This window comes from Streptomyces sp. NBC_00096 (assembly GCF_045041305.1).
Lineage (GTDB): Bacteria > Actinomycetota > Actinomycetes > Streptomycetales > Streptomycetaceae > Streptomyces.
This window is the reverse complement of sequence record NZ_CP108221.1, coordinates 2,370,614-2,394,866: the sequence shown is the minus strand read 5'-3', so window position 1 is coordinate 2,394,866 and position 24,253 is coordinate 2,370,614. Positions and strand designations below refer to the sequence as shown.

At 71.9% G+C, this 24,253-nt stretch carries 19 protein-coding genes; 11 read left to right on the top strand and 8 right to left on the bottom strand.

What is annotated here, in order from left to right; translation table 11 throughout:
- Positions 1-59: 59 nt before the first annotated feature.
- The 3 genes from OG904_RS10185 to OG904_RS10175 form a co-directional block, all read right to left on the bottom strand.
- Positions 60-302, bottom strand: a complete 243-nt coding sequence (locus tag OG904_RS10185; protein WP_405489545.1) for a hypothetical protein — start codon at positions 300-302, stop codon at positions 60-62.
- Entirely contained in the window at positions 299-829 is a 531-nt protein-coding gene (locus OG904_RS10180; protein ID WP_405489543.1) for an RNA polymerase, read from the bottom strand. Before OG904_RS10180 ends, OG904_RS10185 begins: the two co-directional genes overlap by 4 nt.
- A 93-nt stretch (positions 830-922) precedes the next feature.
- Complete coding sequence (locus tag OG904_RS10175) at positions 923-1,456, bottom strand: MarR family winged helix-turn-helix transcriptional regulator (protein ID WP_405489541.1); 534 nt, start codon at positions 1,454-1,456, stop codon at positions 923-925.
- A 228-nt stretch (positions 1,457-1,684) separates the two neighbouring features.
- On the opposite strand from OG904_RS10175, the gene ilvA reads away from it, so the two are divergent.
- The 3 genes from ilvA to OG904_RS10160 all read left to right on the top strand — a co-directional run bounded on the left by ilvA (position 1,685) and on the right by OG904_RS10160 (position 4,967).
- Entirely contained in the window at positions 1,685-2,917 is a 1,233-nt protein-coding gene (gene ilvA, locus OG904_RS10170; RefSeq protein ID WP_405489539.1) for a threonine ammonia-lyase, read from the top strand.
- Between the two features lie 173 nt (positions 2,918-3,090).
- Positions 3,091-4,113 carry an ATP-binding cassette domain-containing protein gene (locus OG904_RS10165; protein WP_405489537.1) on the top strand — a complete coding sequence of 341 codons (1,023 nt, stop codon included), beginning with the start codon at positions 3,091-3,093 and terminating at the stop codon, positions 4,111-4,113.
- A complete protein-coding gene (locus OG904_RS10160) occupies positions 4,110-4,967 on the top strand; it encodes an ABC transporter permease (RefSeq protein ID WP_405489535.1) in 858 nt (285 codons plus the stop codon). The genes OG904_RS10165 and OG904_RS10160 overlap by 4 nt, the downstream gene beginning before the upstream one ends.
- Before the next feature lie 106 nt (positions 4,968-5,073).
- On the opposite strand, the gene greA is transcribed toward OG904_RS10160, so the two are convergent.
- Together greA and OG904_RS10150 are read right to left on the bottom strand one after the other, a co-directional pair.
- Positions 5,074-5,571: a transcription elongation factor GreA gene (gene greA / locus OG904_RS10155; protein WP_405489533.1), complete on the bottom strand. Its 498-nt coding sequence runs from the start codon at positions 5,569-5,571 to the stop codon at positions 5,074-5,076.
- A 203-nt stretch (positions 5,572-5,774) separates the two neighbouring features.
- Positions 5,775-6,188: a DUF4307 domain-containing protein gene (locus OG904_RS10150; RefSeq protein WP_405489531.1), complete on the bottom strand. Its 414-nt coding sequence runs from the start codon at positions 6,186-6,188 to the stop codon at positions 5,775-5,777.
- Positions 6,189-6,311: 123 nt separating this feature from the next.
- Between OG904_RS10150 and mca the strand changes: the two genes are divergently transcribed.
- Positions 6,312-7,193 carry a mycothiol conjugate amidase Mca gene (gene mca, locus OG904_RS10145; protein ID WP_405489529.1) on the top strand — a complete coding sequence of 294 codons (882 nt, stop codon included), beginning with the start codon at positions 6,312-6,314 and terminating at the stop codon, positions 7,191-7,193.
- 2 nt (positions 7,194-7,195) lie between these two features.
- Positions 7,196-7,414, top strand: a complete 219-nt coding sequence (locus tag OG904_RS10140; protein WP_405489527.1) for a hypothetical protein — start codon at positions 7,196-7,198, stop codon at positions 7,412-7,414.
- Positions 7,415-7,616: 202 nt separating this feature from the next.
- Here OG904_RS10140 and OG904_RS10135 read toward each other — a convergent pair whose 3' ends face one another.
- Together OG904_RS10135 and OG904_RS10130 are read right to left on the bottom strand one after the other, a co-directional pair.
- Entirely contained in the window at positions 7,617-10,949 is a 3,333-nt protein-coding gene (locus OG904_RS10135) for a tetratricopeptide repeat protein (RefSeq protein WP_405489525.1), read from the bottom strand.
- A gap of 352 nt (positions 10,950-11,301) precedes the next feature.
- Complete coding sequence (locus OG904_RS10130) at positions 11,302-11,868, bottom strand: Uma2 family endonuclease (RefSeq protein ID WP_405489523.1); 567 nt, start codon at positions 11,866-11,868, stop codon at positions 11,302-11,304.
- Positions 11,869-12,124: 256 nt separating this feature from the next.
- On the opposite strand from OG904_RS10130, the gene OG904_RS10125 reads away from it, so the two are divergent.
- From OG904_RS10125 to OG904_RS10105, 5 genes are all read left to right on the top strand, one after another.
- Complete coding sequence (locus OG904_RS10125; protein ID WP_405489521.1) at positions 12,125-14,188, top strand: thioredoxin domain-containing protein; 2,064 nt, start codon at positions 12,125-12,127, stop codon at positions 14,186-14,188.
- A gap of 297 nt (positions 14,189-14,485) precedes the next feature.
- On the top strand, positions 14,486-15,811 hold the full coding sequence (locus OG904_RS10120; protein ID WP_405489519.1) for a glycosyltransferase: 1,326 nt from the start codon (positions 14,486-14,488) through the stop codon (positions 15,809-15,811).
- Positions 15,812-15,924: 113 nt separating this feature from the next.
- Entirely contained in the window at positions 15,925-17,610 is a 1,686-nt protein-coding gene (locus OG904_RS10115) for an ArnT family glycosyltransferase (RefSeq protein WP_405497912.1), read from the top strand.
- Between the two features lie 6 nt (positions 17,611-17,616).
- The gene (locus OG904_RS10110) at positions 17,617-18,903 is read left to right on the top strand and encodes a glycosyltransferase (RefSeq protein WP_405489517.1); all 1,287 of its coding nucleotides are present in this window, start codon (positions 17,617-17,619) and stop codon (positions 18,901-18,903) included.
- A gap of 39 nt (positions 18,904-18,942) precedes the next feature.
- Positions 18,943-21,363 carry a galactose oxidase-like domain-containing protein gene (locus OG904_RS10105; protein WP_405489515.1) on the top strand — a complete coding sequence of 807 codons (2,421 nt, stop codon included), beginning with the start codon at positions 18,943-18,945 and terminating at the stop codon, positions 21,361-21,363.
- Between the two features lie 75 nt (positions 21,364-21,438).
- On the opposite strand, the gene OG904_RS10100 is transcribed toward OG904_RS10105, so the two are convergent.
- The gene (locus OG904_RS10100) at positions 21,439-22,125 is read right to left on the bottom strand and encodes a hemolysin III family protein (protein ID WP_405489513.1); all 687 of its coding nucleotides are present in this window, start codon (positions 22,123-22,125) and stop codon (positions 21,439-21,441) included.
- 219 nt (positions 22,126-22,344) lie between these two features.
- Here OG904_RS10100 and OG904_RS10095 point away from each other — a divergent pair, with 219 nt between their 5' ends.
- Positions 22,345-24,186: a phosphoenolpyruvate carboxykinase (GTP) gene (locus OG904_RS10095; protein WP_405489511.1), complete on the top strand. Its 1,842-nt coding sequence runs from the start codon at positions 22,345-22,347 to the stop codon at positions 24,184-24,186.
- The last annotated feature ends 67 nt before the right edge of the window (positions 24,187-24,253 follow it).

Genomic DNA, 24,253 nt, shown 5'->3' with positions numbered 1-24,253 from the left:
CGGGGCCGGTACGGGCCGCCACGGCGGCCGGTACGACGCGGTGACGTTCTCCCCGCCCGCTACCAGGGCGGGGAGACCTCGCTGGACGGCGATGTCCACGCGTGCGTGAGCGAGGCCCACACCAGGAAGGCCACCACCGCCGCGAAGAGCAGCGTCCAGCCGATCCGGCGGACCGTGCGGCGCCGCCGCAGGAGCCGGTCGCCGTGCGCCGCGGCGCCCGCCGCGAGACCGGGCGGAACCGCCGGGTACGGGCCCTCCAGCAGCCGTTTGACCTGGGCTTCCCTGGGATCCGGGGGACTCATGCCGCCTCCTGGTGGCGGGTGTCCGACCGGGATCCCGATCCGGGGCCTGAGGGACCGGAGCCGGGACCGGGACCCGCGCCGGGACCCGAGGGACCCGCGCCGGGCCGCGAGCGCAGGCCGGCCACGGCACGGTCGCAGAGCGCGCGCACCCGCTCGGGCGCCAGCCCCAGCTGCGCCGCCGTGACTTCCTCCGCGACCCCTTCGTAGAGCCGCAGCACCACGACCAGCCGCTCCAGCGGACCCAGCGGTCCGAGCACCCCGCTGCCGCCGTGGTGGCGGCGGCCGGTACGGGCGAAGGCGGCGCACAGCTCCTGGCGGGTGTAGTCGTACGGGTCGTCCCCGCGCAGCCTGCGCCAGTTCGCGTACGTACGGGCCAGCGCGCCGCCGAGGAGCCCGCGCGCGGCGGGAGCGTCCTCCGCGGTGGTGGCGGGCTCCGCCGTGAGCAGGATCGCGACGCGCAGGAGCCGCCCCGCCGCTCCGGCGACGAAGGCTTCGAACTCGGCGTAGGGGCCCGGCCCGTGGTCCACAATCCACATAGTGCGGTCAGCGGGACCACCCCGGTCAAGGGGTCGGGAGCACCCGGCACCGATGCGGTACCTGACGGGCGGCCCGGGCGGGCGTCAGGAGGCGGGGCCGGCCTCGGAGCCGGGCTCGGCACCGGCCGACATCAGCTCGGACAGCGAGACGTTGAAACGCGTCAGCAGACCGGTGAACGACTCGCGCTCCGCCTCGTCCCAGCCCTCCGTCACCCGGGCCATCAGCTCGCGCCGCGAGGAGCGGACCTCCTCCAGCCGGGCCAGCCCGCGCGGGGACAGCGCGAGCACCACGGCCCGGCCGTCCTCGGGGTGCGAGGTCCTCTTGACCAGGCCGCTGTCGACGAGCGGCGCGACCTGGCGGGTGACAGTGGAGGAGTCGATGCCCATGCCGCCGGCGAGCGCCTTGACGCCCATCGGCCCCTCCAGGTCGAGCCGGTTCAGCAGCAGGTACGCGGCCCGGTCCATGGAGTTGCGGGCCTGGCCGACCCCGCCCAGGCGGGTCTGCTCGGCGCGCCGGGCGAAGACCGCCACCTGGTGCTGGAGCGCGTCGAGGAGACCGGCTTCGGCGGGCGCGCCGGCCGGCGCGGGCAGGTCGGAACTGGCCGAGGTGGAGGGCATGGCCGTGAGCTCTCTTCGCGAGGGGCCGACAAGGATGGGGGACAGAGTACGCGGCCGTGCGGCGGCTCGTACGCCTCGTACGAGAACTGGTACGGCCGCTGTGGAACGGCCCTCGCGAGTCGTCCCGGATGGCGAGATTTCACCCCTCCGCGGGCCCGCCCGCGGAGGGGCACCGGGCCGGGATCCGTGTCCCGCGCCGGGGGGCGCACCGGCTGCGAGACTGGCCGCATGAACTACCGCGTGCCGCAGCCCGTTCCGCAGGTCATCCTCGACGACGTCCGGGGGGCCCAGAAGATGCTCTCGGGCGTCTCCCGGGTGACCGCGATGGAGGGCAGCCGGTACCTCTCGACGCTCACCGGCTCCCCGGTCCACCTCAAGTGCGAGAACCTCCAGCGCACCGGCTCCTTCAAGCTCCGCGGGGCGTACGTGCGCATCGCGGGCCTGCGCCCCGAGCAGCGCGCCGCCGGAGTGGTCGCCGCCAGCGCGGGCAACCACGCGCAGGGCGTGGCGCTGGCCTCCTCCCTCCTCGGGGTCCGCTCCACCGTGTTCATGCCGGTGGGGGCGCCGCTGCCGAAGGTGGCCGCGACCCAGGACTACGGCGCCGAGGTGCGGATGCACGGGCAGGTCGTGGACGAGACGCTGGCCGCGGCCCAGGAGTACGCGGACCGCACGGGCGCCGTGTTCATCCACCCCTTCGACCACCGCGACATCATCGCGGGCCAGGGCACGGTCGGCCTGGAGATCCTGGAGCAGTGCCCGGAGGTGCGCACCATCCTGGTCGGGATCGGCGGCGGCGGGCTCGCGGCCGGGGTCGCCGTCGCGATCAAGGCGCTGCGCCCGGACGTCCGGGTGATCGGCGTCCAGGCGGCGGGCGCGGCCGCGTACCCGCCCTCACTGAAGGTCGGGCACCCGGTGTCCATCGACAACCCGGTCACCATGGCGGACGGCATCAAGGTCGGGCGGCCCGGCGACATCCCCTTCAAAATCATCGGCGAACTGCTCGACGACGTGCGTACGGTGTCGGAGGACGCGCTCTCCAGCGCCCTGCTGCTCTGCCTGGAACGGGCCAAGATGGTGGTCGAGCCGGCCGGGTGCAGCCCGGTGGCCGCCCTGCTGAGCGAGCCCGAACGGTACGGCGACGGCCCGGTGGTGGCGGTCCTGTCCGGCGGGAACATCGACCCGCTGCTCCTGCAGCGGATCCTGCGCCACGGCATGGTGGCGGCCGGCCGCTACCTGTCGCTGCGGCTGCGGGTGACCGACCGGCCGGGGGCGCTGGCCGGTCTGCTGGGGGAATTGTCAGTGGTGGATGCGAACGTGCTCGACGTGAGCCACGTGCGGACCGACCCGCGGCTGGGGCTCACGGAGGTGGAGGTGGAGCTGCACCTGGAGACGAAGGGACCCGAGCACTGCGCGCAGGTCGCGCGGGCGCTGCACGGGGCGGGGTACCAGGTCATCGGCTAGGCCGTCTCTTTCGGATCTTGCCGGGCCCATCGACGGTGCCGGCCCCTGTGGCGGCACGCGATATAACGCGATACGGTGTCGCCGTTCGGCCGGGCGAGGTCGGCTCGGCAACCATAGGATTCGCGTAAGAATGTCACGATTCTGCTGGTTCGATTCGCACTGGGAGAACCCATATGCCAGGTGCCATCTACGCCGAGGGTCTGGTCAAGACCTTCGGTGACGTCAGGGCTCTGGACGGCGTTGACCTCGATGTCCCCGAAGGCACGGTGCTGGGTCTGCTCGGCCCCAACGGAGCGGGCAAGACCACGACCGTGCGCGTCCTGACCACCCTGCTGCAGCCCGACAGCGGCAAAGCGGTCGTGGCCGGGATCGATGTCCTCAAGCACCCCAACGAAGTCCGCCGCGCGATAGGCCTCTCGGGCCAGTTCGCCGCCGTGGACGAGTACCTCACCGGCCGCGAGAACCTCCAAATGGTCGGCCAGCTCTACCAGATGAGCGCCAAGGCGGCGAAGGCCCGCGCCGCCGAACTGCTGGAGCGCTTCAACCTCGGCGACGCCGCCGACCGCACGGCCAAGACGTACTCCGGCGGCATGCGCCGGCGCCTCGACCTCGCGGCGGCCCTGGTCGTCAGCCCGCCCGTGATGTTCATGGACGAGCCCACCACCGGCCTCGACCCGCGCAACCGCCAGGCGCTGTGGGGGATCATCCAGGAGCTCGTCGCGGGCGGCACCACCCTGCTGCTCACCACGCAGTACCTGGAGGAGGCCGACCACCTCGCCCACGACATCTGCGTGGTCGACCACGGGAAGGTCATCGCGCGCGGCACCTCCGACCAGCTCAAGGCCCGCACCGGCGGCGAACGCGTCGAGGTCGTCGTGCACGAGCGCGAGCGCATGTCCGAGGCCCGCGAGGTGCTCGGCGGCTTCGGCAAGGGCGAGACCACCGTCGAGGAGCACACCCGCAAGCTGACCGTGCCGGTCTCCGGCGGGGCCAAGCTGCTCGCCGAGGTCATCCGCGAGCTGGACGGACGCGGCATCGAGATCGACGACATAGGCCTGCGCCGTCCCACCCTGGACGACGTGTTCATCTCCCTGACCGGCCACGCGGCGGAACTGAACGCCGAGGAGGCCGACGAGGACCCCGCGGGCGCGAAGCCCAGGGGCGGCCGCAAGGCCCGCAAGGAGGCGGCGAAGTGACCCTCACCTCCACCACCCCGGAACTGGCCGCGCCGCGCCCGCGCGGCGGCATCGTCCAGGGGGTCAAGGACTCCCTGGTCATGGCCAAGCGGAACCTGATCCGCATGTCCCGCATCCCCGAGATGATCATCTTCGGCGTGATCCAGCCGGTGATGTTCGTCGTCCTGTTCAGCTACGTCTTCGGCGGCTCGATCGCCGTCGGCGGCAACACCTCGCCCGCCGCCTACCGCGAGTTCCTCATGGCGGGCATCTTCGCCCAGACCGTCACCTTCGCCACGGCCGGCGCGGGCGCGGGCATCGCGGACGACATGCACAAGGGACTCATCGACCGCTTCCGGTCACTGCCCATGGCCCGCGGCGCCGTCCTCACCGGCCGCACCCTGGCCGACCTGGTCCAGACCACCCTCACGCTCGTCGTCCTGGCGATCGTCGCGCTGATCGTCGGCTGGCGCACCCACACCAGCATCGGCGAGGTCCTGGCCGGCTTCGCCCTGCTGCTCCTGCTCGGCTACGCCTTCTCCTGGATCGGCGCACTGATCGGCCTGTCGGTGCGCACCCCGGAGGCGGCCACCTCGGGCGGGCTGATCTGGCTCTTCCCGCTGACGTTCATCTCCAACGCCTTCGTCCCCTCCGACAACATGCCGACGTTCCTGCGGCACATCGCGGAGTGGAACCCCTTCAGCGCCACCGTCCAGGCGGCCCGCGAGCTCTTCGGGAACCTCCCGGACGGCTACCCGGTCCCCGCGGCCTGGCCGATGCAGCACCCGGTGATCGCCTCGATCCTCTGGTCGCTGCTGATCATCGTGGTCTTCCGCACCCTGGCGGTCCGCAAGTACCGCTCGGCGACGGCCTGACCAGGGCGCTCCACCCGCACCGCTCCACCCGCACCGCACAGCACCGCACAGCATTTCGCCCCGACGGTCATCAGACCGGCGGGGCGAAATGTCGAAAGGGGGGTGATCAGCCGGTGAACGGCTTGACGTCGAGGATCTTGACGGAAGCCTGCTTGCCGTTCGGCAGCTCGTACTGGGCGTCCTCGCCGATCTTCTTGCCCATCACGCCGGTGCCCAGCGGGGACTGCGGGGAGTAGGTCTCGAAGTCCGAGGACGCGTACTCGCGCGAGGCCAGCAGGAACTCCATGGTGTCGTCCTCGTCGCCGTCGAAGGCGATCTTGACGAGCGTGCCGGGGGCCACCACGCCCTCGGCGGCGGGGGCCGTGCCGACCTTGGCCTTCTCCAGGAGCTGGGTGAGCTGGCGGATGCGGAGCTCCTGCTTGCCCTGCTCCTCCTTGGCCGCGTGGTAACCGCCGTTCTCACGGAGGTCACCCTCCTCGCGGGCAGCGGCGATCTTGATCGTGATCTCACTGCGTGCGGGACCAGAGAGGTACTCCAGCTCGGCCTTCAGCTGGTCGTACGCCGCCTGGGTCAGCCAGGTGACGCTCTCGCTCGTCTGGGTCACGGGTGCTCCTCGTCGGTACAGGGACTGCTAAAGCCGCCAGCGGCGGACGAAACCACGAGCCTAACAATTCGGGAAGAAAAGGGGGAGGACACCAAGCGTGTGAAACGCGTCAGGGCGTGTTGAGGCGGCCGCGGGCCGCCACACCGCGGGAGCCCGGCACCCGGCCCCGGAAGCCCTGCCGCCCGGCCCCGGGAGTCCGCCGCTCAGCCCGCGGAGCCCGCCGGACGGCAGCCGATCAGCTCGATCATCGTCGCGCGGCTGGTCGTCCTCAGGGTGACCATCTCGTCCACGCGGGTGTCCTCCTGCGCGAACGTGAAGTCGGCGCGCCCCACCTCGCCGTGCTCCTCGTCCTGGGAGATCAGCGTGCACACCCCGGTGACCCCGGCCTCCTTGCGCACCTCCAGGTGCACGTCGACCGCGGTGTCGGAGACGACCTTGAACTTGATGACCTCGGCGCTCACGCTCTGCCCGGCGACGTAGTCCCAGCCGATCCAGCCGACCACCCCGAGCAGCCCGACTCCGAGCACCGACCCGATGATCTTGAGCTTGCGGTCAGCGCGCTCGTCGGCCGACCGGCCGTAGCGGCCCTCGGGCAGCTCCTCGCGCACCGCACTCATCGATCGTTCCCTTCGAGGACGGACGAACACCGGAATCCCGGGGTGACCCCCCGGAATTTTTCCACCCCCCGATTCGGTCACTATAGAAGGCGCCAGCCCTGACGACTCAAAGAGGATCCTGTCTTGACCGAGCAGCTTCGACTGATGGCCGTCCACGCCCACCCCGACGACGAGTCGAGCAAGGGCGCGGCCACCATGGCCAAGTACGTGTCCGAGGGGGTGTCCGTGCTGGTGGTGACCTGCACCGGCGGTGAGCGGGGCTCCGTCCTCAATCCCAAGCTCCAGGGCGACAAGTACATCGAGGAGAACATCCACGAGGTGCGCGCCAAGGAGATGGACGAGGCCCGCGAGATCCTCGGCGTCGACCAGGAGTGGCTGGGATACGTCGACTCCGGTCTCCCCGAGGGCGACCCGCTGCCCCCGCTGCCCGAGGGCTGCTTCGCCCTCGACGACATCGACGAGGCGGCCGGCCGCCTGGTGAAGAAGATCCGCACCTTCCGGCCGCAGGTCGTCACCACGTACGACGAGAACGGCGGCTACCCGCACCCCGACCACATCATGACCCACAAGATCTCGATGGTGGCGTTCGAGCACGCGGCCGACACCGAGAAGTACCCCGAGGCCGAGTTCGGACCGGCCTACCAGCCGCAGAAGCTCTACTACAACCAGGGCTTCAACAAGCCGCGCACCGTCGCCCTGCACGAGGCGCTGCTCGCCCGCGGCATGGAATCCCCGTACGCGGAGTGGCTGGAGCGGTGGAAGGAGTTCGAGCGCACGGAGCGGACCCTGACCACCCACGTGCCCTGCGCCGACTACTTCGAGATCCGCGACAAGGCGCTCATCGCGCACGCCACGCAGATCGACCCCGACGGCGGCTGGTTCCGCGTGCCGATGGAGATCCAGAAGGAGGTCTGGCCGACCGAGGAGTACGAGCTCGCGAAGTCGCTCGTGGACACTTCCCTCCCCGAGTCCGACCTCTTCGCGGGCATCCGGGAGAATGCGTAGCCATGAGCACTACGCAGGCAGCAATCGTCCAGCTCCTCCCGCTGGCCGGCGACACCTTCGACAAGAACAAGGTGACCCCGGGCATCCTGGGCTTCATCGTGTTCGCGGCCCTCGCCCTCGGGGTGTGGGGCCTGATGAAGTCGATGAGCCGCCACATGGGCCGCGTCAACTTCAAGGAAGCCCCGGAGCCCGCCCCGACGGAGAGCACGCGCGCCCCGTAGGGGCCCCGCCACCGATCCGGCCGCGGGCTCCCCGCGCGACCGCCGCCCCGCCGAGAGCGGCCGGGCGGCGGACCTTCGCACGCCTTGTACGGGGCCTTGCGCCGTGCTCCGCGCCGGACCTCAGACCGGGCCTCAGGCCAGGCCTCAGACCGGGCCTCAGGCCGGGCCTCAGGCCGGGCCGCACGCCGGGCCCCAGGCCGCCCTAGGCCACCGACGGTGCCACCGGGACGCCCATGATCTCCCGCGAATGCAGGTTCGGCACCAGCGACAGCCGCCACGCCTGCCAGCCCTCCGCCGGGTCCACCCCCCGCGCCAGGATCACCGTGTAGGACTCCAGGGCGTCCTCCAGCCGTCCGTCCCGCATCGGATGCGGGGCCGCCGCCAGCCGCGCCAGCTCCGTCCGCGCCTCGTCGGAGGCCTCCGGCAGCGCGTACGGCAGGAGCGTGCAGCGCAGGAAGCGCGCCCAGTCCTCCCCGCGCCGGTCCCCGTAGGAGATGAACAGCCGCACCGCCTCCTCGCACAGCCCCAGCGCCTGCGCCACCCGCCCGTTGCCCGCGTCCACCACCGCCAGCTCCAGACAGGTCCAGGCCTCCCCGTGGGCCAGCCCGATCCGCCGGAAGTCCGCCCGCGCGTCCACCAGCAGCTGGCGGGCGAAACCGGAGTTCTTCAGGTTCCCCGTCTGCGTCGCCCGCTGGTCGCGCGTCACCCGGCCCGAATGGTGGCGGGCGTGCGCCAGCCCGTACACGTCCCGCATCCGGGAGAACATCGTGCGCGCCCGCTCCAGCTCCCGCACCGCCCGGTCCCGCTCCCCGGCCTCCTCCAGCGCCTGCCCGAGGTAGTACAGCGTCCACGCCTCACCGCGCGCGTCCTCCGACTCCCGGTGCCGCACCAGCGCGTCGCGCAGCCGCTCCAGCGCCGGCCCCGGATCCCCGTCGACCACCCGGGCCCGGCCCAGCTGGGTCAGCGCCCAGGCCTGCCCCCGGTCGTCGCGCGTGCGCCCGTACAGCTCCAGGGCCAGCCTCAGCTCCGCCTCCGCCCGCGGCACCTCGCCCAGGCGCAGGTACACCTGCCCCAGCTGCAGGTGCGCCCAGGCCTCGCCGTGCACGCTCTCGCTCTCGCGGTGCAGGACCAGCGACTCGCGCAGCAGCCGCAGCGCCTCCGCGAGGTTCGCCCGGTCGCGCTCCACCGCGCCGAGCGCGTGCAGCCCCCACGCCCGGTCGCCCGCCAGCTCCTCCGGAGCCTGCAGCACCAGCGCCTCGCGGATACGGGCCGAGGCCTCGGGAAGGTTGCCCTGGTGGTGCAGCGTGATGCCGAGCGAGACCAGCGCCATGCCCGCGCCCGCCTCCTGATGGGCCTCCATGTACTGGTCGACCAGCGAGGTCAGCGTGGTGCGGGACTTGTCGAGCTCACCGAGCTGGCGCGCCGCGATGCCCGTGCGCCACTGCACCGAGCGCACCAGCAGCCCCTGGTCCACGGCCTGCGTGAGCTCGTTGATCTCACCGAGCCGGTACAGGTCGCCGCGCAGCAGGCAGAAATCGCAGAGCGCGCCCAGCAGGTCCAGCACCGCCTGCTGGTCCACGCCCTCCGAATGCCGCAGCGCCGCCGTGATGAAGCTCGACTCGTCGTCCAGCCAGCGCAGCGCCGCGTCCAGGGAGACGAAGCCGTGCCCGCCGACCGTGCCCGCCTTCGACAGGGCGTTCGCCCGCGTGGACATCTTCCCGTCGACCATCCGGATCACCGAGTCCGCGAGCTGCGCGTACGTACGGATCAGCCGCTCGTGCGCCGCCGAGGCCCCGGCCCGGTCCTCGTCCCGGGCCAGCCGCGCCGCCGCGTACGCGCGCACCGCGTCGTGCATCCGGAACCGGTCCCCGCGCACGTGGTCCAGCAGCCCCGCCCGTGCCAGCTCGCGCAGCAGCCGCCCGGCCTCCACCTGGTCCGCGTCGATCAGCGCCGCCGCGGCCGCCGCCCCGAGCGAGGCCCGGCCCGCCAGGGTGAGGCGGCGCAGCAGCCGGCGCCGCTCCTCGGGCAGCGCGGCGTAGGCCAGGTCGAGTGCGGCGCCCAGGGAACCGGCGATGTCCTGAGCGGGGGAGGGGGTGCCCGCGGGGGTAGCGGGGGGCGCGGGGGTCGCGGGGGTCGCGAGGGTCGCGGGGGTGCCCCCGGCGCCGGCGGTGCCGCCGAGGGGCGCCAGCACGCGCAGCGCCAGCGGCAGACCGGCGCCGAGCGCGAGCAGCCCCCGTACGGCCTCCTCGGGGTGCGGGTACCCGGTCGCGCCCGCGGCCGCCTCCGCCTCCGACGCGGCCCTCGCGCCCGCCGCCCGCACCAGCTCCGAGCCGGCCTCCCGCGCCAGCCGGGTCACCGGCAGCTGGTACACCCAGGCCGCCAGGTCGGCGGGCAGCTCCAGCGGCTCCCGCGCCGTCACCAGGACCAGGCTCTCGGAGCGCTCCGGCACCAGCATCCGTACCTGCGCGGAGTCCACGGCATCGTCCAGGACCACCGCCACCGGGGTGCCCTGCACGTGCTGGTGGTACAACTCGCCCAGTCTGCGCACCTGCTGGTCCGCCGACGAACCCTCACGGAACAGCAGCTGCTCGCGGGGCGCCCCGAGCCGGTTCATCAGGTGCAGCAGCGCCTCGCGGGTCGGCAGCGGGCTCTCGGCGGCGCCACCGCCCCGCAGGTCCACCACGCAGGCACCCTTGAACTGGTCCCGCAGCGCGTGCGCCGCGTGCAGCGCCAGCGTGGTGCGGCCCACCCCCGGCTCGCCGTGCAGCACCACGACCACCGGCCGGGTCTCGGTACTGGCCCGCGCGCTCTGCACCCACTGGGCGATCCGGGCCAGCTCGGCCCGCCGGCCCACGAACACCCCGTCCAGTTCGGGGAGTTGCCCGAAGGACTGCTCGAGCATGCTCCGCCGGCGGGCCTCGGCGCTGCGGTTGGCCCCGCGCAGCTGGAGGGCGCCGCCCGCACCGTTCCCGTTCACCTTGTGCGGGGGATGGGAACTCACGGCGACCTTGCGCTGCTGCTCCAGGAACGGACGTATCCCGCGCACCTCCAGCGCCGACAGCCACTGCAGCCTCAGCTGCTCCGCCCCGCCCGGGCGGCCCAGTTCCCCGGCGCGCCGGTTCGCCGCGGGCAGGTGCAGGGCAGTCACCTTGAGCACCGTCGCCGTCGCCCCGGCCACGCCCACCACGGCGCCGGCGGTCAGCGCGGTGCCGGCCGCCACCCCGAACGCCAGGTCGGCCCCCAAGGCGGCGGCCGCCGCTACCGCCGTCACCAGCAGCGCGGTCGAGGTGTTCGCCCGGCGGAAGGCCTCGCCCAGCGACTCGTCCCCGGCCGCCGCCTCGTCCAGGGCACGCGCGTACGCCTCGTACTCGGCGGACGCGCTCGCCGCGAGCCCGTCCAGAGCCTGCTTGCCGCGCGCGAGCAGCGCCGCCCTGGCCTCCGGAGTACCGGCCGCCCCGCTCGCCCCCCGCCGGGACTCCTCCTCCACGGCCCGCCCCAGCAGCCGCTCGGCCTCACCGCGATGACTGTCCCGCATCGGCAATCCCCCTCAGAGAGCTCCGGCATGGTGCGACAAGTGTCCGCCGGTACGGTCGCGAGCGCGAGAGAATCTGAGCTAGTTCAGAGGGAGTTGACGCACAATCGGTCGCACATGGTGGCCCGGTGAACAGAGGGTGGGGGGCTCGTGAGCCCTGCGCGACGACGACACTGCTCCTGACGGCCGCCACCGGCCGCAAGCTCCTCCCACCGGAACAAGTCCCCGACCGGGGCTTCCGGCTCCACTACGAGAAGCCCGCGCCGGCCGACGAGGACAACGCCCGGGGCCGGGGCGACCGGTCCGAACCGGCCCGGACCGGGTACCGGTGGGGCCGCCTCCGCGGATGCCGCCGTCAGAGGGCTCCCAGGTCCACGGTGACGGGGAAGGGCGCGGCAGCCTTGATCACGCCAGTGAACATCTCGCCGTCCCTGTAGGCCCTGGTGGCGGGGTCCAGAACATAGGTGTAGATGATCGGCACACCGGTGGCGGCCTGTTCGATCCGCCAGTAGAAGGGGATGCCGGCCTTGGCGTACTGGTCCACCTTCACGATCCGGTCGGTGGTCTCCGAGCCGGGTGAAACGACCTCCACGACCAGGAGTACGTGTTCGGGGCGGGTGGGGGAGAGATCGATGGTTTCCGCCCGGTAGACGACGACGTCCGGACGGCGGTTGGTGAGCGGAACGTCCTGCGGGCGGACGTCGAAGTCCGTGTCTGCGTTCCAGTCCGGGCCTGCGGCGGCGTCCAGGGCATTGGCCAGGATTCGGGCCAGCCGGTTGTGCCGCTTGGACGCGCTCGGGCTCACGACGACCATTCCGTCCACGATCTCGATGCCGGCGCACTGCTCCTCGGACCAGGAGTCGTACTGCTCCGCGCTGATCTGTGCGTGCATCCAGGCGGGTGCCACCATCTCGGTGGTCATGGCGTACCTCCTCCGGGGAGCTTCGACAGGTCCGACGCTGCTGGGGTCAGCTTACTGTCCTGTGACACCTGGACACCTGATCCGGAAGCCGGACGCTGCCCCATCTCCTGCACCCGCACCCGCATCCGCGCCCGCATCCGGGCCCACGCCACCGGGGCTGACGACCGAACCCACTCCTGCGCCACGGACCGGCCCGCGCCCGGACACCGGCGCCGGTTTGTGAGGCGAGGCAAGCCCTTGGGGCAGGATAGGCCGCATGCCGAATCGCCTTGCGAACGAGACCTCCCCGTACCTGCTCCAGCATGCCGACAATCCCGTCGACTGGTGGCCCTGGTCCCCGGAGGCCTTCACGGAGGCGCGGGAGCGGGGCGTGCCCGTACTGCTCAGCGTTGGTTACTCTTCGTGTCATTGGTGTCATGTCCTCGCGACCGAGAGCTTCGAAGACGAACTCGTCGCCGCCTACATGAACGAACACTTCGTCAACATCAAGGTCGACCGCGAAGAGCGCCCCGACATCGACGCCGTCTACATGGAGGCCGTGCAGGCCGCCACCGGGCAGGGCGGGTGGCCCATGACGGTGTTCCTGACCCCCGACGCCGAGCCCTTCTACTTCGGGACCTACTTCCCGCCCGAGCCCCGGCACGGGATGCCCTCCTTCATGCAGGTGCTCGAAGGCGTGCGCGCCGCGTGGGTGGGGCGGCCCGAGGAGGTGGCCGAGGTCGCGCAGCGGATCGTACGGGACCTCGCGGGGCGGCAGCTCGACTACGGGAAGGCCGGAACCCCCGGTCCCGAGGAGCTCGCGCAGGCGCTGCTCGGACTGACGCGGGAGTACGACGCCACGCGCGGCGGATTCGGCGGCGCGCCGAAGTTCCCGCCGTCCATGGTGCTGGAGTTCCTGCTGCGCCACCACGCCCGGACCGGGTCCGAGGGGGCGTTGCAGATGGCCGCCGACACGTGTGAGGCCATGGCCCGGGGCGGGATCTACGACCAGCTCGGGGGCGGGTTCGCGCGGTACTCCGTGGACCGGGAGTGGGTGGTTCCGCACTTCGAGAAGATGCTCTACGACAACGCCCTGCTCTGCCGGGTGTACGCCCATCTGTGGCGGACCACCGGATCGGATCTCGCCCGGAGCGTGGCCCTCGGCACCGCCGATTTCATGGTCCGCGAACTGCGCACCCACGAGGGCGGTTTCGCCTCCGCGCTGGACGCCGACAGCGAGGACCCGGTCACCGGCAAGCACGTGGAGGGGGCCTACTACGCGTGGACCCCCGCCCAGTTGCGCGAGGTGCTCGGGGAGGAGGACGGGGATCTGGCCGCCGCCTGCTTCGGGGTGACGGAGGAGGGGACCTTCGAGCACGGCACGTCCGTGCTGCAACTCCCGGCTCAGGGACCGGACGTCGAACCGGAGCGGCTCGACGGGATCCGGGAGCGGCTGCTCGCGGCCCGCGCCGGCCGGCCCGCGCCCGGCCGGGACGACAAGATCGTCGCCGCGTGGAACGGGCTGGCCATCGCCGCCCTCGCCGAATGCGGGGCCTACTTCGACCGGCCCGATCTGGTGGAGCGGGCGACGGAGGCCGCCGATCTCCTCGTGCGGGTGCACTTCGACGCGGCGGCCGGGCGGGCGCGCCTCGCGCGGACCAGCAAGGACGGGCACGTCGGGGTCAACGCCGGGGTGCTGGAGGACTACGGGGACGTGGCGGAGGGCTTCCTGGCCCTGGCGGCCGTCACCGGCGAAGGGGTCTGGCTGGAATTCGCCGGGTTCCTCGTCGACCTGGTCCTGGACCTGTTCGCCGCCGAGGACGGCACGCTGTACGACACCGCGCACGACGCGGAGCGGCTGATCCGCCGGCCGCAGGACCCCACCGACACCGCGGCCCCCTCGGGCTGGACGGCCGCCGCCGGCGCGCTGCTCTCGTACGCCGCGCACACCGGTTCGGAGGCGCACCGTACGGCCGCCGAGCGGGCGCTGGCCGTGGTGCACGCGCTGGGGCCCCGCGCTCCGCGGTTCATCGGGCACGGGCTGGCGGTCGCCGAGGCGCTCGTGGACGGGCCGCGCGAGGTGGCCGTGGTCGGCCATCCGGAGGATCCGGCGCGGGCGGAGCTGCACCGGGTGGCGCTGCTGGGGACGGCTCCCGGGGCGGTCGTGGCGTCGGGGCTGCCGAGGGCGGCGGACGGCAGTGGTGGGGAGTTCCCCCTTCTGGCCGAGCGCACGCTGGTGCACGACCTCCCCACGGCGTATGTGTGTCGACATTTCGTCTGCGCGCGGCCTACGACAGATCCGGTCGAGCTGGCCGAGCAGTTGGGGTCGGTTCGCCCCTGAAAGGGCTGGAGTAGCGTCAATTCCGGTTGCTCAAGCGGGAGTTCGGAAACGTGGTTTTTATCCGGGCAACGCCTCGATGTCATGTTCGCTGCCTAATCTCATGACTTCGGGAGTCACCGATCAGTCACCGATGAGTGACCGTCGGCGCCGTCAGCGCTGACGGTGCTCACGGCGCCGACGCGCGCACCGGGGGGTTGCGCACGCAGGGGGAATCGAGGGCGGAGCGAGGTGGCGGGCAGGGGAGCCCGCCGCGCGTCCGTCCCGGGGGGTTCGACGATCGCCGCCTGGGGTTGCGGCATGTCTGTGGGGGACGGTTTGTTCATATCCGTGTTCATTTGTGTCGTGTCACTCGCGCTCTTCTGGATGGCCGCGTTCACGCTCTGGTGGCAGATGCACGCGTGGAGGACGCCCGAGACCCTGGCCGCGACCCGGTTCGACCGCCCCGACGGCGGCGGCCGGCTGGCCTTCTCGCTGCTCCTGCCGGCCCGCCACGAGCAGGCGGTCCTGGAGCACACCATCGAGCGGCTCCTGGAATCGAGCCACCGCGACTACGAGATCATCGTGATCGTCGGCCACGACGACCCCGGGACCGCGGAGGTGGCCGAGCGGGCCGCCGCCCGCGCGCCCGGTCTCGTACGCGTCATCACCGACCACAACGAGGTCAAGAACAAGCCGAAGGCCCTCAACACCGCCCTCCCGCACTGCCGGGGCGACATCGTCGGGGTCTTCGACGCCGAGGACCAGGTCCACCCCGAGCTGCTCTCCCACGTGGACCACGCCTTCCGCGCCACCGGCGCCGACGTGGTGCAGGGCGGGGTCCAGCTCATCAACTTCCACTCCAGCTGGTACAGCCTGCGCAACTGCCTGGAGTACTTCTTCTGGTTCCGCTCCCGGCTGCACCTGCACGCCGAGAAGGGTTTCATCCCGCTCGGCGGCAACACCGTCTTCGTGCGCACCGAGGTGCTGCGCGAGGCCGGCGGCTGGGACCCGAACTGCCTCGCCGAGGACTGCGACCTGGGCGTGCGGCTGTCCTCCGCGGGCAAGAAGGTGGTCGTCGCGTACGACTCCGACATGGTGACCCGCGAGGAGACCCCGGGCTCGCTGGTGAGCCTGCTCAAGCAGCGCACCCGCTGGAACCAGGGCTTCCTCCAGGTGTACCGGAAGAAGGACTGGCAGCAGCTGCCCGGCCGCGGCCAGCGCTGGCTGGCCCGCTACACGCTCATGACCCCCTTCATGCAGGCCACTTCGGGGGTCGTCATCCCGGTCAACTTCGCCGTCGCGGTCCTCCTCGACGTCCCGGTCGGCATCGCGATCGTCACCTTCCTGCCGATGATCACCGCGATGGTGACCTTCGTCTTCGAGGTCGTCGGCCTCCACGACTTCGGCCGCCAGTACGGGCTGCGGGTGCGCTTCCTGCACTACGTCAAGCTCGTGGTCGGCGGCCCGTTCTACCAGGTGATGCTGGCCGGCGCCGCGATCCGCGCGGTCTGGCGCGAGCAGCGCGGACGGAGCGACTGGGAGCTGACCAGTCACACCGGAGCGCACCTCGCGGGGGCGGCCGCCGTTTCCGCCGTCTCCGCTGTTTCCGCGTCCGTCACGAGCCGAGAGGACAGTCACCAGTGACCACCACCGTGCCCACGGCCACTGATCCGGAGCCCCAGCCGGCCGCCACCGATCCGACCGCGACCGCGACCACGGCCACGACCACGGCCGCGACCGCGACACTGGCTCCGCCCCTGACCCCGGCCCCGGCTCCGGCCCCGGTGCGGATCCCCGCCCAGCGCCGCGGCGCCGCGGACACCACGTCCACCACCGCCGCCGCGGCCCGGCGCGGCGCACCGGTCCGGTTCCGCTCCTCGCGCCCCGACCTGCTGCTCTGCGGGGTGCTGCTGCTCGCGATCGTCCTCGTACAGGGCTGGAACATCACCAACTTCCCGACGCTCAGCGACGACGAGGGCACCTACCTGGCCCAGGCGTGGGCCGTCCAGCAGGGCCGGGGCCTGGCCCACTACACCTACTGGTACGACCATCCGCCGCTCGGCTGGATCCAGATCGCGGGCCTGACCTACCTGCCGTCCCTCCTCGTGCCCGACTCGATGACCGTGGCGCCCATGCGCTTCTCGATGCTCGCGGTCTCAGCCGCCAGCGCCGTCCTGCTGTACGTGCTCGCGCGCCGGCTCTGGCTGCCGCGCTGGGCGGCCGGCCTGGCCATGGGCCTGTTCGGGCTCTCCCCGCTCTCCGTCGTACTGCAGCGGGAGATCTTCCTCGACAACATCGCCGTGATGTGGATGCTGCTGGCGTTCTGCCTCGCGGCGTCCCCCAGCCGCCACCTGTGGCACCACTTCGCCTCGGGCCTGGCGGCCGCCACCGCCGTCCTGACCAAGGAGACGATGCTGGTGGTGCTCCCGGCGCTGCTGGTGACGATGTGGCGCCACAGCCACCGTGACACCCGCAAGTTCGCCGTCACCGGAGCCGTCACCGCCTGCGCGCTCATCGGGCTCACGTACCCGCTGTACGCGCTGCTCAACGCCGAGCTGCTGCCCGGCGCCGGTCACGTCTCCCTCATCGACGGCATCACCTACCAGATGGGCCGCGCCGGCTCCGGCTTCATCCTCGACCCCGGTTCCGGCTCGCACGGGGTCTTCGAGTCCTGGCTGTACTACGACACGGTGCTGCCGCTCGGCGGACTGGCCGGAGCGGCGCTGCTCCTGACCACCACCCGTTGGTCGGTCACCGCCCGGGCGCTGGCCGGCCCGGCGCTGGCCGCCGTCATCCTCGCCCTCGTCGCACTGCGGCCCTCCGGCTACCTCCCGGCGATGTACGTGATCCAGGCGCTGCCGTTCCTGGCGCTGGTCCTGGCCGGGGGCGCGGCCAGCGTCACGCACGCCGTGCTGCGCCGCCGCCGCGCGCCGGGGGAGCGACGGGTGTTCGCGTACGGGCGCTGGGCGCTGGTCGGCGTCCTCGCCGCCTCGGCGGCCGTGTACGTGCTCCCGCGCTGGTACGACGGCAACCGCACGGCGCTCACGGTCGACGCGAACGCCCCGTACCGGCAGGCCGCGGCCTGGCTCGGGCGCGAGGTGCCCGACCCCGCCTCGACCCGGGTCCTGGTCGACGACGCGCTGTGGCTGGACGCCGTGCACCAGGGGTTCGCTCCCGGGCCGGGCGCCATCTGGTTCTACAAGGCCGACCTCGACCCGGCCGTCACCAGGACCCTGCCGCGCGGCTGGCAGGACATCGACTACGTGGTCTCCTCGCCCACCGTCCGCCGCGACGCGGTGACGCTGCCCAATGTGAAGGCTGCGCTGGAGCATTCGACGCCGGTCGCCGTCTTCGGCACGGGCGAGGACCGCATCGAGATCCGCCGCACCGACCGCAGCGGCGGCGCGGACCAGGGCACCGACCGCGCCGTCAACGGGAGCTGATCCGGTATGAGCGAAGACCTGCGGACCCCGCACGCCCCGGTTGATCCGGAGGCCGACCTTCCGGTGGTGCTCGAGCCGGCCGGGGCGCTCGCCCCGGGCAGCGTGACCCTCATCATCCCGACCTTCAACGAGGCCGGGAACATCGCGGAGTTGCTGAGCCGGCTGGCCGCCGCGCTGCCCGCGCACCTGCCCTGCGAGGTGCTGTTCGTCGACGATTCCACCGACGACACCCCGGCCGTCATCGAGCGGGCCGCCCTCCAGTGCGCCTTCCCGGTGGCGGTCCTGCACCGCGAGAGCCCCGCGGGCGGGCTCGGCGGGGCCGTCGTGGAGGGGATCGGGCGGGCGGACACCGACTGGATCGTCGTCATGGACGCCGATCTCCAGCACCCGCCGCACCTGGTCCCCGAACTGGTCGGCGAGGGCGCGCGCACCGGCGCGGACCTGGTCGTCGCCTCCCGCTACATCGCGGGCGGCAGCCGGGCCGGGCTCGCCGGGGGCTACCGGATCGCCGTCTCGCGCGGGGCGACCTGGCTGGCCAAGGGGCTCTTCCCGCGCGCCCTGCGCGGGATCAGCGACCCGATGAGCGGCTTCTTCGCGATGCGCCGCGCAGCCATCACCGGCGAGACGGGCGGCGCAGGCGGGACGGGCGGCACCGGCGGGACGGACAGGACAGGCGGGACGGACAGGACGGGCGGGACGGGTGCGACCGGGGCGCTGAAGCCGCTGGGCTACAAGATCCTGCTGGAGCTGGCCGTGCGCCGCCGGCCCGCGCGCGTGGCAGAGGTGCCCTTCGTCTTCCAGGACCGCTTCTCCGGGGAGTCCAAGTCCACCGCCCGCGAGGGCCTGCGCTTCCTCGCGCACCTCGCGGCACTGCGCTCGGCGACCCCGCTGGCCCGCATGATCGGCTTCGGTCTCATCGGGCTCTCGGGCTTCGTCCCGAACCTGGCCGCGCTGTGGCTGCTCACGCACACCGGCCTGAACTACCTCCTCGCCGAGGTGGTGGCGAACCAGGCCGGCGTGATGTGGAACTTCCTGCTCATCGAGACCCTGCTCTTCCGCGACCGGCGCCGGCACCGGCACTGGGCGGACCGGATCGGGCGCTTCACGGTGCTGGCCAACGCCGATCTGCTGCTGCGGATCCCGCTGATCGCGGTGTTCGTCGGCAGCTGGGGTCTGGGCGTACTGGCCGCGACCGCGCTCGCGCTGGTCACCACGTTCGTCCTGCGGTTCGCGGCGACGGAAGCACTCGTCTACCTCCCGCGGCGCAAGGCAGGCCACAGCGACCCGAGTTGAGCCGCACCGAAGGGTCCTGACAGCGAAAGGAACGTCCGTATGGATGGGAAGATCCGGCGCAGGGCACGGTGGCGGGCCGCCCTGCTCTCCGTCGGGGCGATGACCGCGGGCCTGCTGCTGACCGCACCGCAGCAGGCCTCGGGAGCGCCCAATCTGCTGACCAACCCGGGTTTCGAGACCGCGGGCGGGCCCGGCGCCGACATGCCGTCCTGCTGGGAGCGGTCCGGCTGGGGAGACAACGACTTCAGCTTCACCACCGTCGCCGGCGCGCACTCCGGGACCAAGGCCATGAGGGTCGCGCTGACCCGCCGGGTCAGCGGCGACCGCAAGGCGATGGTCACCGAGAACGCCGCCTGCGCGCCCGCCGTCACGCCGGGCAAGCAGTACGACCTGTCGGCCTGGTACAAGTCCGACACCCCGGACGTGTCGGTGACGGTGTTCCGGCACGACGCGACGGCCGGCTGGCAGTACTGGACCGACCTGGCGAACCCGCCGGTGAGCGCGGGCTGGTCGCGCACGCAGGTCCGTACGCCCGTCGTCCCGCCCGGCACCGACAAGATCACCTGGGGGCTGTCCGTCTACGGGGCGGGCGCTGTGACCAGTGACGACTACGTGGTGGAGGAGGTCGGCGCGACCCCGCCGCAGCCCTCCTGCACGGGTACGGCGGAGGAGTGCGCGAAGGGCAAGTGGGAGGTGATCCCGGCCAAGAACCCGGTGCGCTCGATGCACGCGGTGGTGCTGAAGAACGGCAAGGTGCTGCTGATCGCCGGTTCGGGCAACGACATCTCCCAGTTCAACGCGGGCACCTTCACCTCCGCCGTCTACGATCCGGCGAACGGCTCGTTCAAGACGATCCCGACGCCCGTGGACATGTTCTGCTCCGGGCACGTCCAGCTGTCCGACGGCCGGGTGCTGGTGATGAGCGGCAACAAGGGCTATCCGTCGGCCGACGGCAAGATCGGCTACCAGGGCCTCAAGGACTCGTACCTCTTCGATCCGGCGACCGAGAAGTACACGAAGACGAACGATCTGAACGGCGGGCACTGGTACCCGTCGGCGACCGTCCTCGGCAACGGCGACGTGATCTCCTTCGGCGGTCTGAAGGAGGACTCGACGGGCAACGTGACCGCGGAGAAGTTCTCGGCGGCGCAGGGCAAGTGGCTGCCGCTGAACGAGGTCAACCAGACGTGGTCGTACTGGGGCCTGTACCCGTCGATGATCCTCATGCAGGACGGCAGGCTCTTCTACACGGGCAGCCACACCTTCGGCAACGGCACGCAGGGCAGCGGCTCGTCCGTCTACGACTACAACGCCAACACGGTCACGGACGTGCCCGGGCTGCGCAAGAAGGACGAGCGCGACGAGTCGGCGAGCGTGCTGCTGCCCCCGGCGCAGGACCAGCGGGTGCTGACCATCGGCGGCGGCAACAACGAGACCAACCCGGCGGCGAACCGCCTCACCGACCTGATCGACCTCAAGGCGGCGAACCCGGCCTACACGGCGGGCCCGGACATCCCCCAGGGGCTGGTCGACACGGGCGCGGGCAAGCGCCCGCAGACCGGGGCCGAGGGCAAGATGTACGCGTCGGCCGTGCTGCTGCCGGACGGCAAGGTGCTGGAGACCGGCGGCGGGCTGCACGACCGCGCCGACCCGGTCTACGAGGCCTCGTTCTTCGACCCGGTGACCAGCACGTACCAGGCCGGGCTGCCCGCCGACCCGATCCCGCGCACGTACCACTCCGCCGGGTTCCTGCTGCCCGACGGGCGGGTCATGACGGTCGGCGACAACCCGGGCAACGGCACGTACAACAACAACGTGTCGATCTACACCCCGCCGTACCTCTTCAAGGGGGCGCGCCCCCAGCTCACCTCGGTCATCGACACGGACTGGGTGTACGGGGACACGCAGCGGATCACCGTCAACCGGCCGATCACCAAGGCGGAGCTGATCCGTCCGGCGGCGGTCACCCACTCCTCGGACCCCAACCAGCGGTTCGTGGACCTGCCGATGTCGGTGGTCAACGGGACGACGATCGACCTGAACGTCACCACCAACCCCAACCTGGCGCCGCCCGGCTGGTACATGCTCTTCGGCGTGGACGCGGCCGGCGTCCCGTCCCTGGCGACCTGGGTCCACCTCGGCGGCGCACCCTCGGTCGCGGCGGCGGCGCAGGCCCCGACGGCGCACGTGCACGATTTCGCGGACGCCCCGCAGGCGGCCCCCAAGCAGAATCCGGCCCCCCGCGACTCGGTGGCGGTGGCCCCGAGCGTGGCCGGCTGTGACCGGCACTACGGCACGGTCAACGTGTGCGTGCCGACCCGCTTCCCGGCGGAGGTGAAGGAGACGACGAAGGCCCGCTGCGACTGGCTGGCCGCCCACCGCTTCCCGCCCCGTCTGCAGGTCCACGGCAGCGACCCGCTGCGCCTGGACCCGGACGGGGACGGGTACGCCTGCACGTAGCCGGCCCGTCAGGCCGTGGGGGAGGGAGCCCCGTCGCACCGCACCGCGACGGGGCTCCGCCGCCGGGAAACCGCCCTAATGCGAGTACGCCGCCAGCGAGATGCCGACGTAGTGGGCGACGAAGGCGGCCAGGGTCAGGGAGTGGAAGACCTCGTGGAAGCCGAAGAAGCGGGGGGAGGGGTTCGGGCGCTTCATGCCGTAGATGACGCCGCCGACGCTGTAGAGGAGGCCGCCGACGATCACCAGGACCAGGACGGCGATCCCGCCGGTCCGCATGAAGTCGGGGAGGAAGAAGACCGCCGCCCAGCCCATGGCGATGTAGCACGGGGTGTACAGCCAGCGCGGGGCGCCGACCCAGAAGACGCGGAAGGCGATGCCGGCGGCGGCCGCTATCCAGACCGCCCACAGGAGGGTCCGCGCGGTCGAGTCGGGCAGCAGCAGCACGGTCAGCGGCGTGTACGTGCCCGCGATGATCAGGAAGATGTTGGCGTGGTCGAGCCGCCGCAGGACGGCCTCGCCGCGCGGCCCCCACGTACCGCGGTGGTAGACGGCGCTGACCCCGAAGAGGAGGCACGCGGTGAGCACGTACACCCCGCAGGCGACCCGGGCCCGCGTCGAGTCGGTGAAGGCCATCAGGACGAGTCCGGCGATCACGACGGCGGGGAACATGCCGGTGTGCAGCCAGCCGCGCATGAGCGGCTTGGCCTCCTGATCGGCGGATTCGACCACCGGGGCGGCCACGGCAGCGGCGTCAGAAGTCATACCGGCCATGCTACCTACGGTTGCGTAGGTTTCCGTTAGTGCGCTTTACGGAAGATTGACCGGAGTGGCGATGCTCACGTGAGAGGCCCCCTGGACATATGCACACACGCACCGGATGATCAGATGAGTGCGGTCGACACCGGATGAGCGGAGCGCGAAGCGTCCGGGTCGCGGCCCCCACGGGGCAACACCCATCAAACCCCTCAACAAGGAGCGATCGTGGCGCGCGACATCGCGGCTGGCACCACTTCCGGAGTCCCGACCAACCACCAGGAGCTCGTCTCCTGGGTCGGCGACATCGCAGCCCTGACCCAGCCGGACCGCATCGTCTGGTGTGACGGCTCCGAGGCCGAGTACGAGGCCCTCTGCGAGGAGCTCGTCTCCAAGGGCACCTTCAAGAAGCTGGACCCGGCCAAGCGCCCGAACTCGTACTACGCGGCCTCCGACCCCTCCGACGTCGCGCGCGTCGAGGACCGGACCTTCATCTGCTCCGAGAAGGAGGAGGACGCGGGCCCGACCAACCACTGGAAGGCCCCGGCCGAGATGAAGGAGCTCTTCGCCGGCAAGGGCGAAGAGGGCGGCATCTTCCGCGGCTCCATGAAGGGCCGCACGATGTACGTCGTGCCCTTCTGCATGGGCCCCCTCGGCTCCGAGCTCTCCGCGATCGGCGTCGAGATCACCGACTCCGCCTACGTCGCGGTCGCCATGCGCACCATGACCCGCATGGGCAAGCCCGTCCTCGACGAGCTCGGCACCGACGGGTTCTTCGTCAAGGCCGTCCACACCCTCGGCGCTCCGCTCGCCGAGGGCGAGGCCGACGTGCCGTGGCCCTGCAACACCACCAAGTACATCTCGCACTTCCCCGAGACCCGCGAGATCTGGTCCTACGGATCGGGCTACGGCGGCAACGCCCTGCTCGGCAAGAAGTGCTACGCCCTGCGCATCGCGTCCGTCATGGCCCGCGACGAGGGCTGGCTCGCCGAGCACATGCTGATCCTCAAGCTCACCCCGCCGGCCGGCGAGGCCAAGTACATCGCCGCCGCGTTCCCGAGCGCCTGCGGCAAGACGAACCTGGCCATGCTGGAGCCCACGATCCCCGGCTGGACGGTCGAGACCGTCGGTGACGACATCGCCTGGATGCGCTTCGGCGAGGACGGTCGCCTCTACGCGATCAACCCCGAGGCCGGCTTCTTCGGCGTCGCACCCGGCACCGGCGAGCACACCAACGCCAACGCCATGAAGACGATGTACGCGAACACCGTCTTCACCAACGTCGCGCTCACCCCCGACGGCTCCGACGTCTGGTGGGAGGGCATGACCGAAGAGGCGCCCGCGCGCCTCATCGACTGGAAGGGCAACGACTGGACCCCGGAGAACGACACCCCGGCGGCCCACCCCAACGCCCGCTTCGCCGTCCCCGCCTCGCAGTGCCCGACGATCGCCGCCGAGTGGGAGGACCCCAAGGGCGTCCCGATCTCCGCGATCCTCTTCGGCGGCCGCCGCGCCTCCGCCGTGCCGCTGGTCACCGAGTCCTTCGACTGGAACCACGGCGTCTTCATCGGCTCGAACATCGCCTCCGAGAAGACCGCCGCCGCCGAGGGCAAGGTCGGCGAGCTGCGCCGCGACCCCTTCGCCATGCTGCCGTTCTGCGGCTACAACATGGGCGACTACATGGGCCACTGGGTCGACGTGGCCAAGGGCAAGGACCAGTCCAAGCTCCCGAAGATCTACTACGTGAACTGGTTCCGCAAGAACGACGCGGGCAAGTTCGTGTGGCCCGGCTTCGGCGAGAACAGCCGCGTCCTGAAGTGGATCGTCGAGCGCCTCGACGGCGCCGCCGAGGGCGTGGAGACCCCGATCGGCATCCTGCCGACCGTCGCCTCCCTGGACACCGACGGCCTGGACCTGCCGGCCGCCGACCTCGAGTTCCTGCTCACGGTCGACAAGGAGGTCTGGCGCGACGAGGCCTCGCTGGTCCCGGCGCACCTGAACACCTACGGCGACCACACGCCCAAGGAGCTGTGGGACCAGTACGAGGCGCTCGTCGAGCGCCTGGGCTGAGCCCCTCCCCGTGCCGGGTCCCGGCACCACCGAACTCCTGCGGCCGGCTGTCCCCGGCCACAGGCTG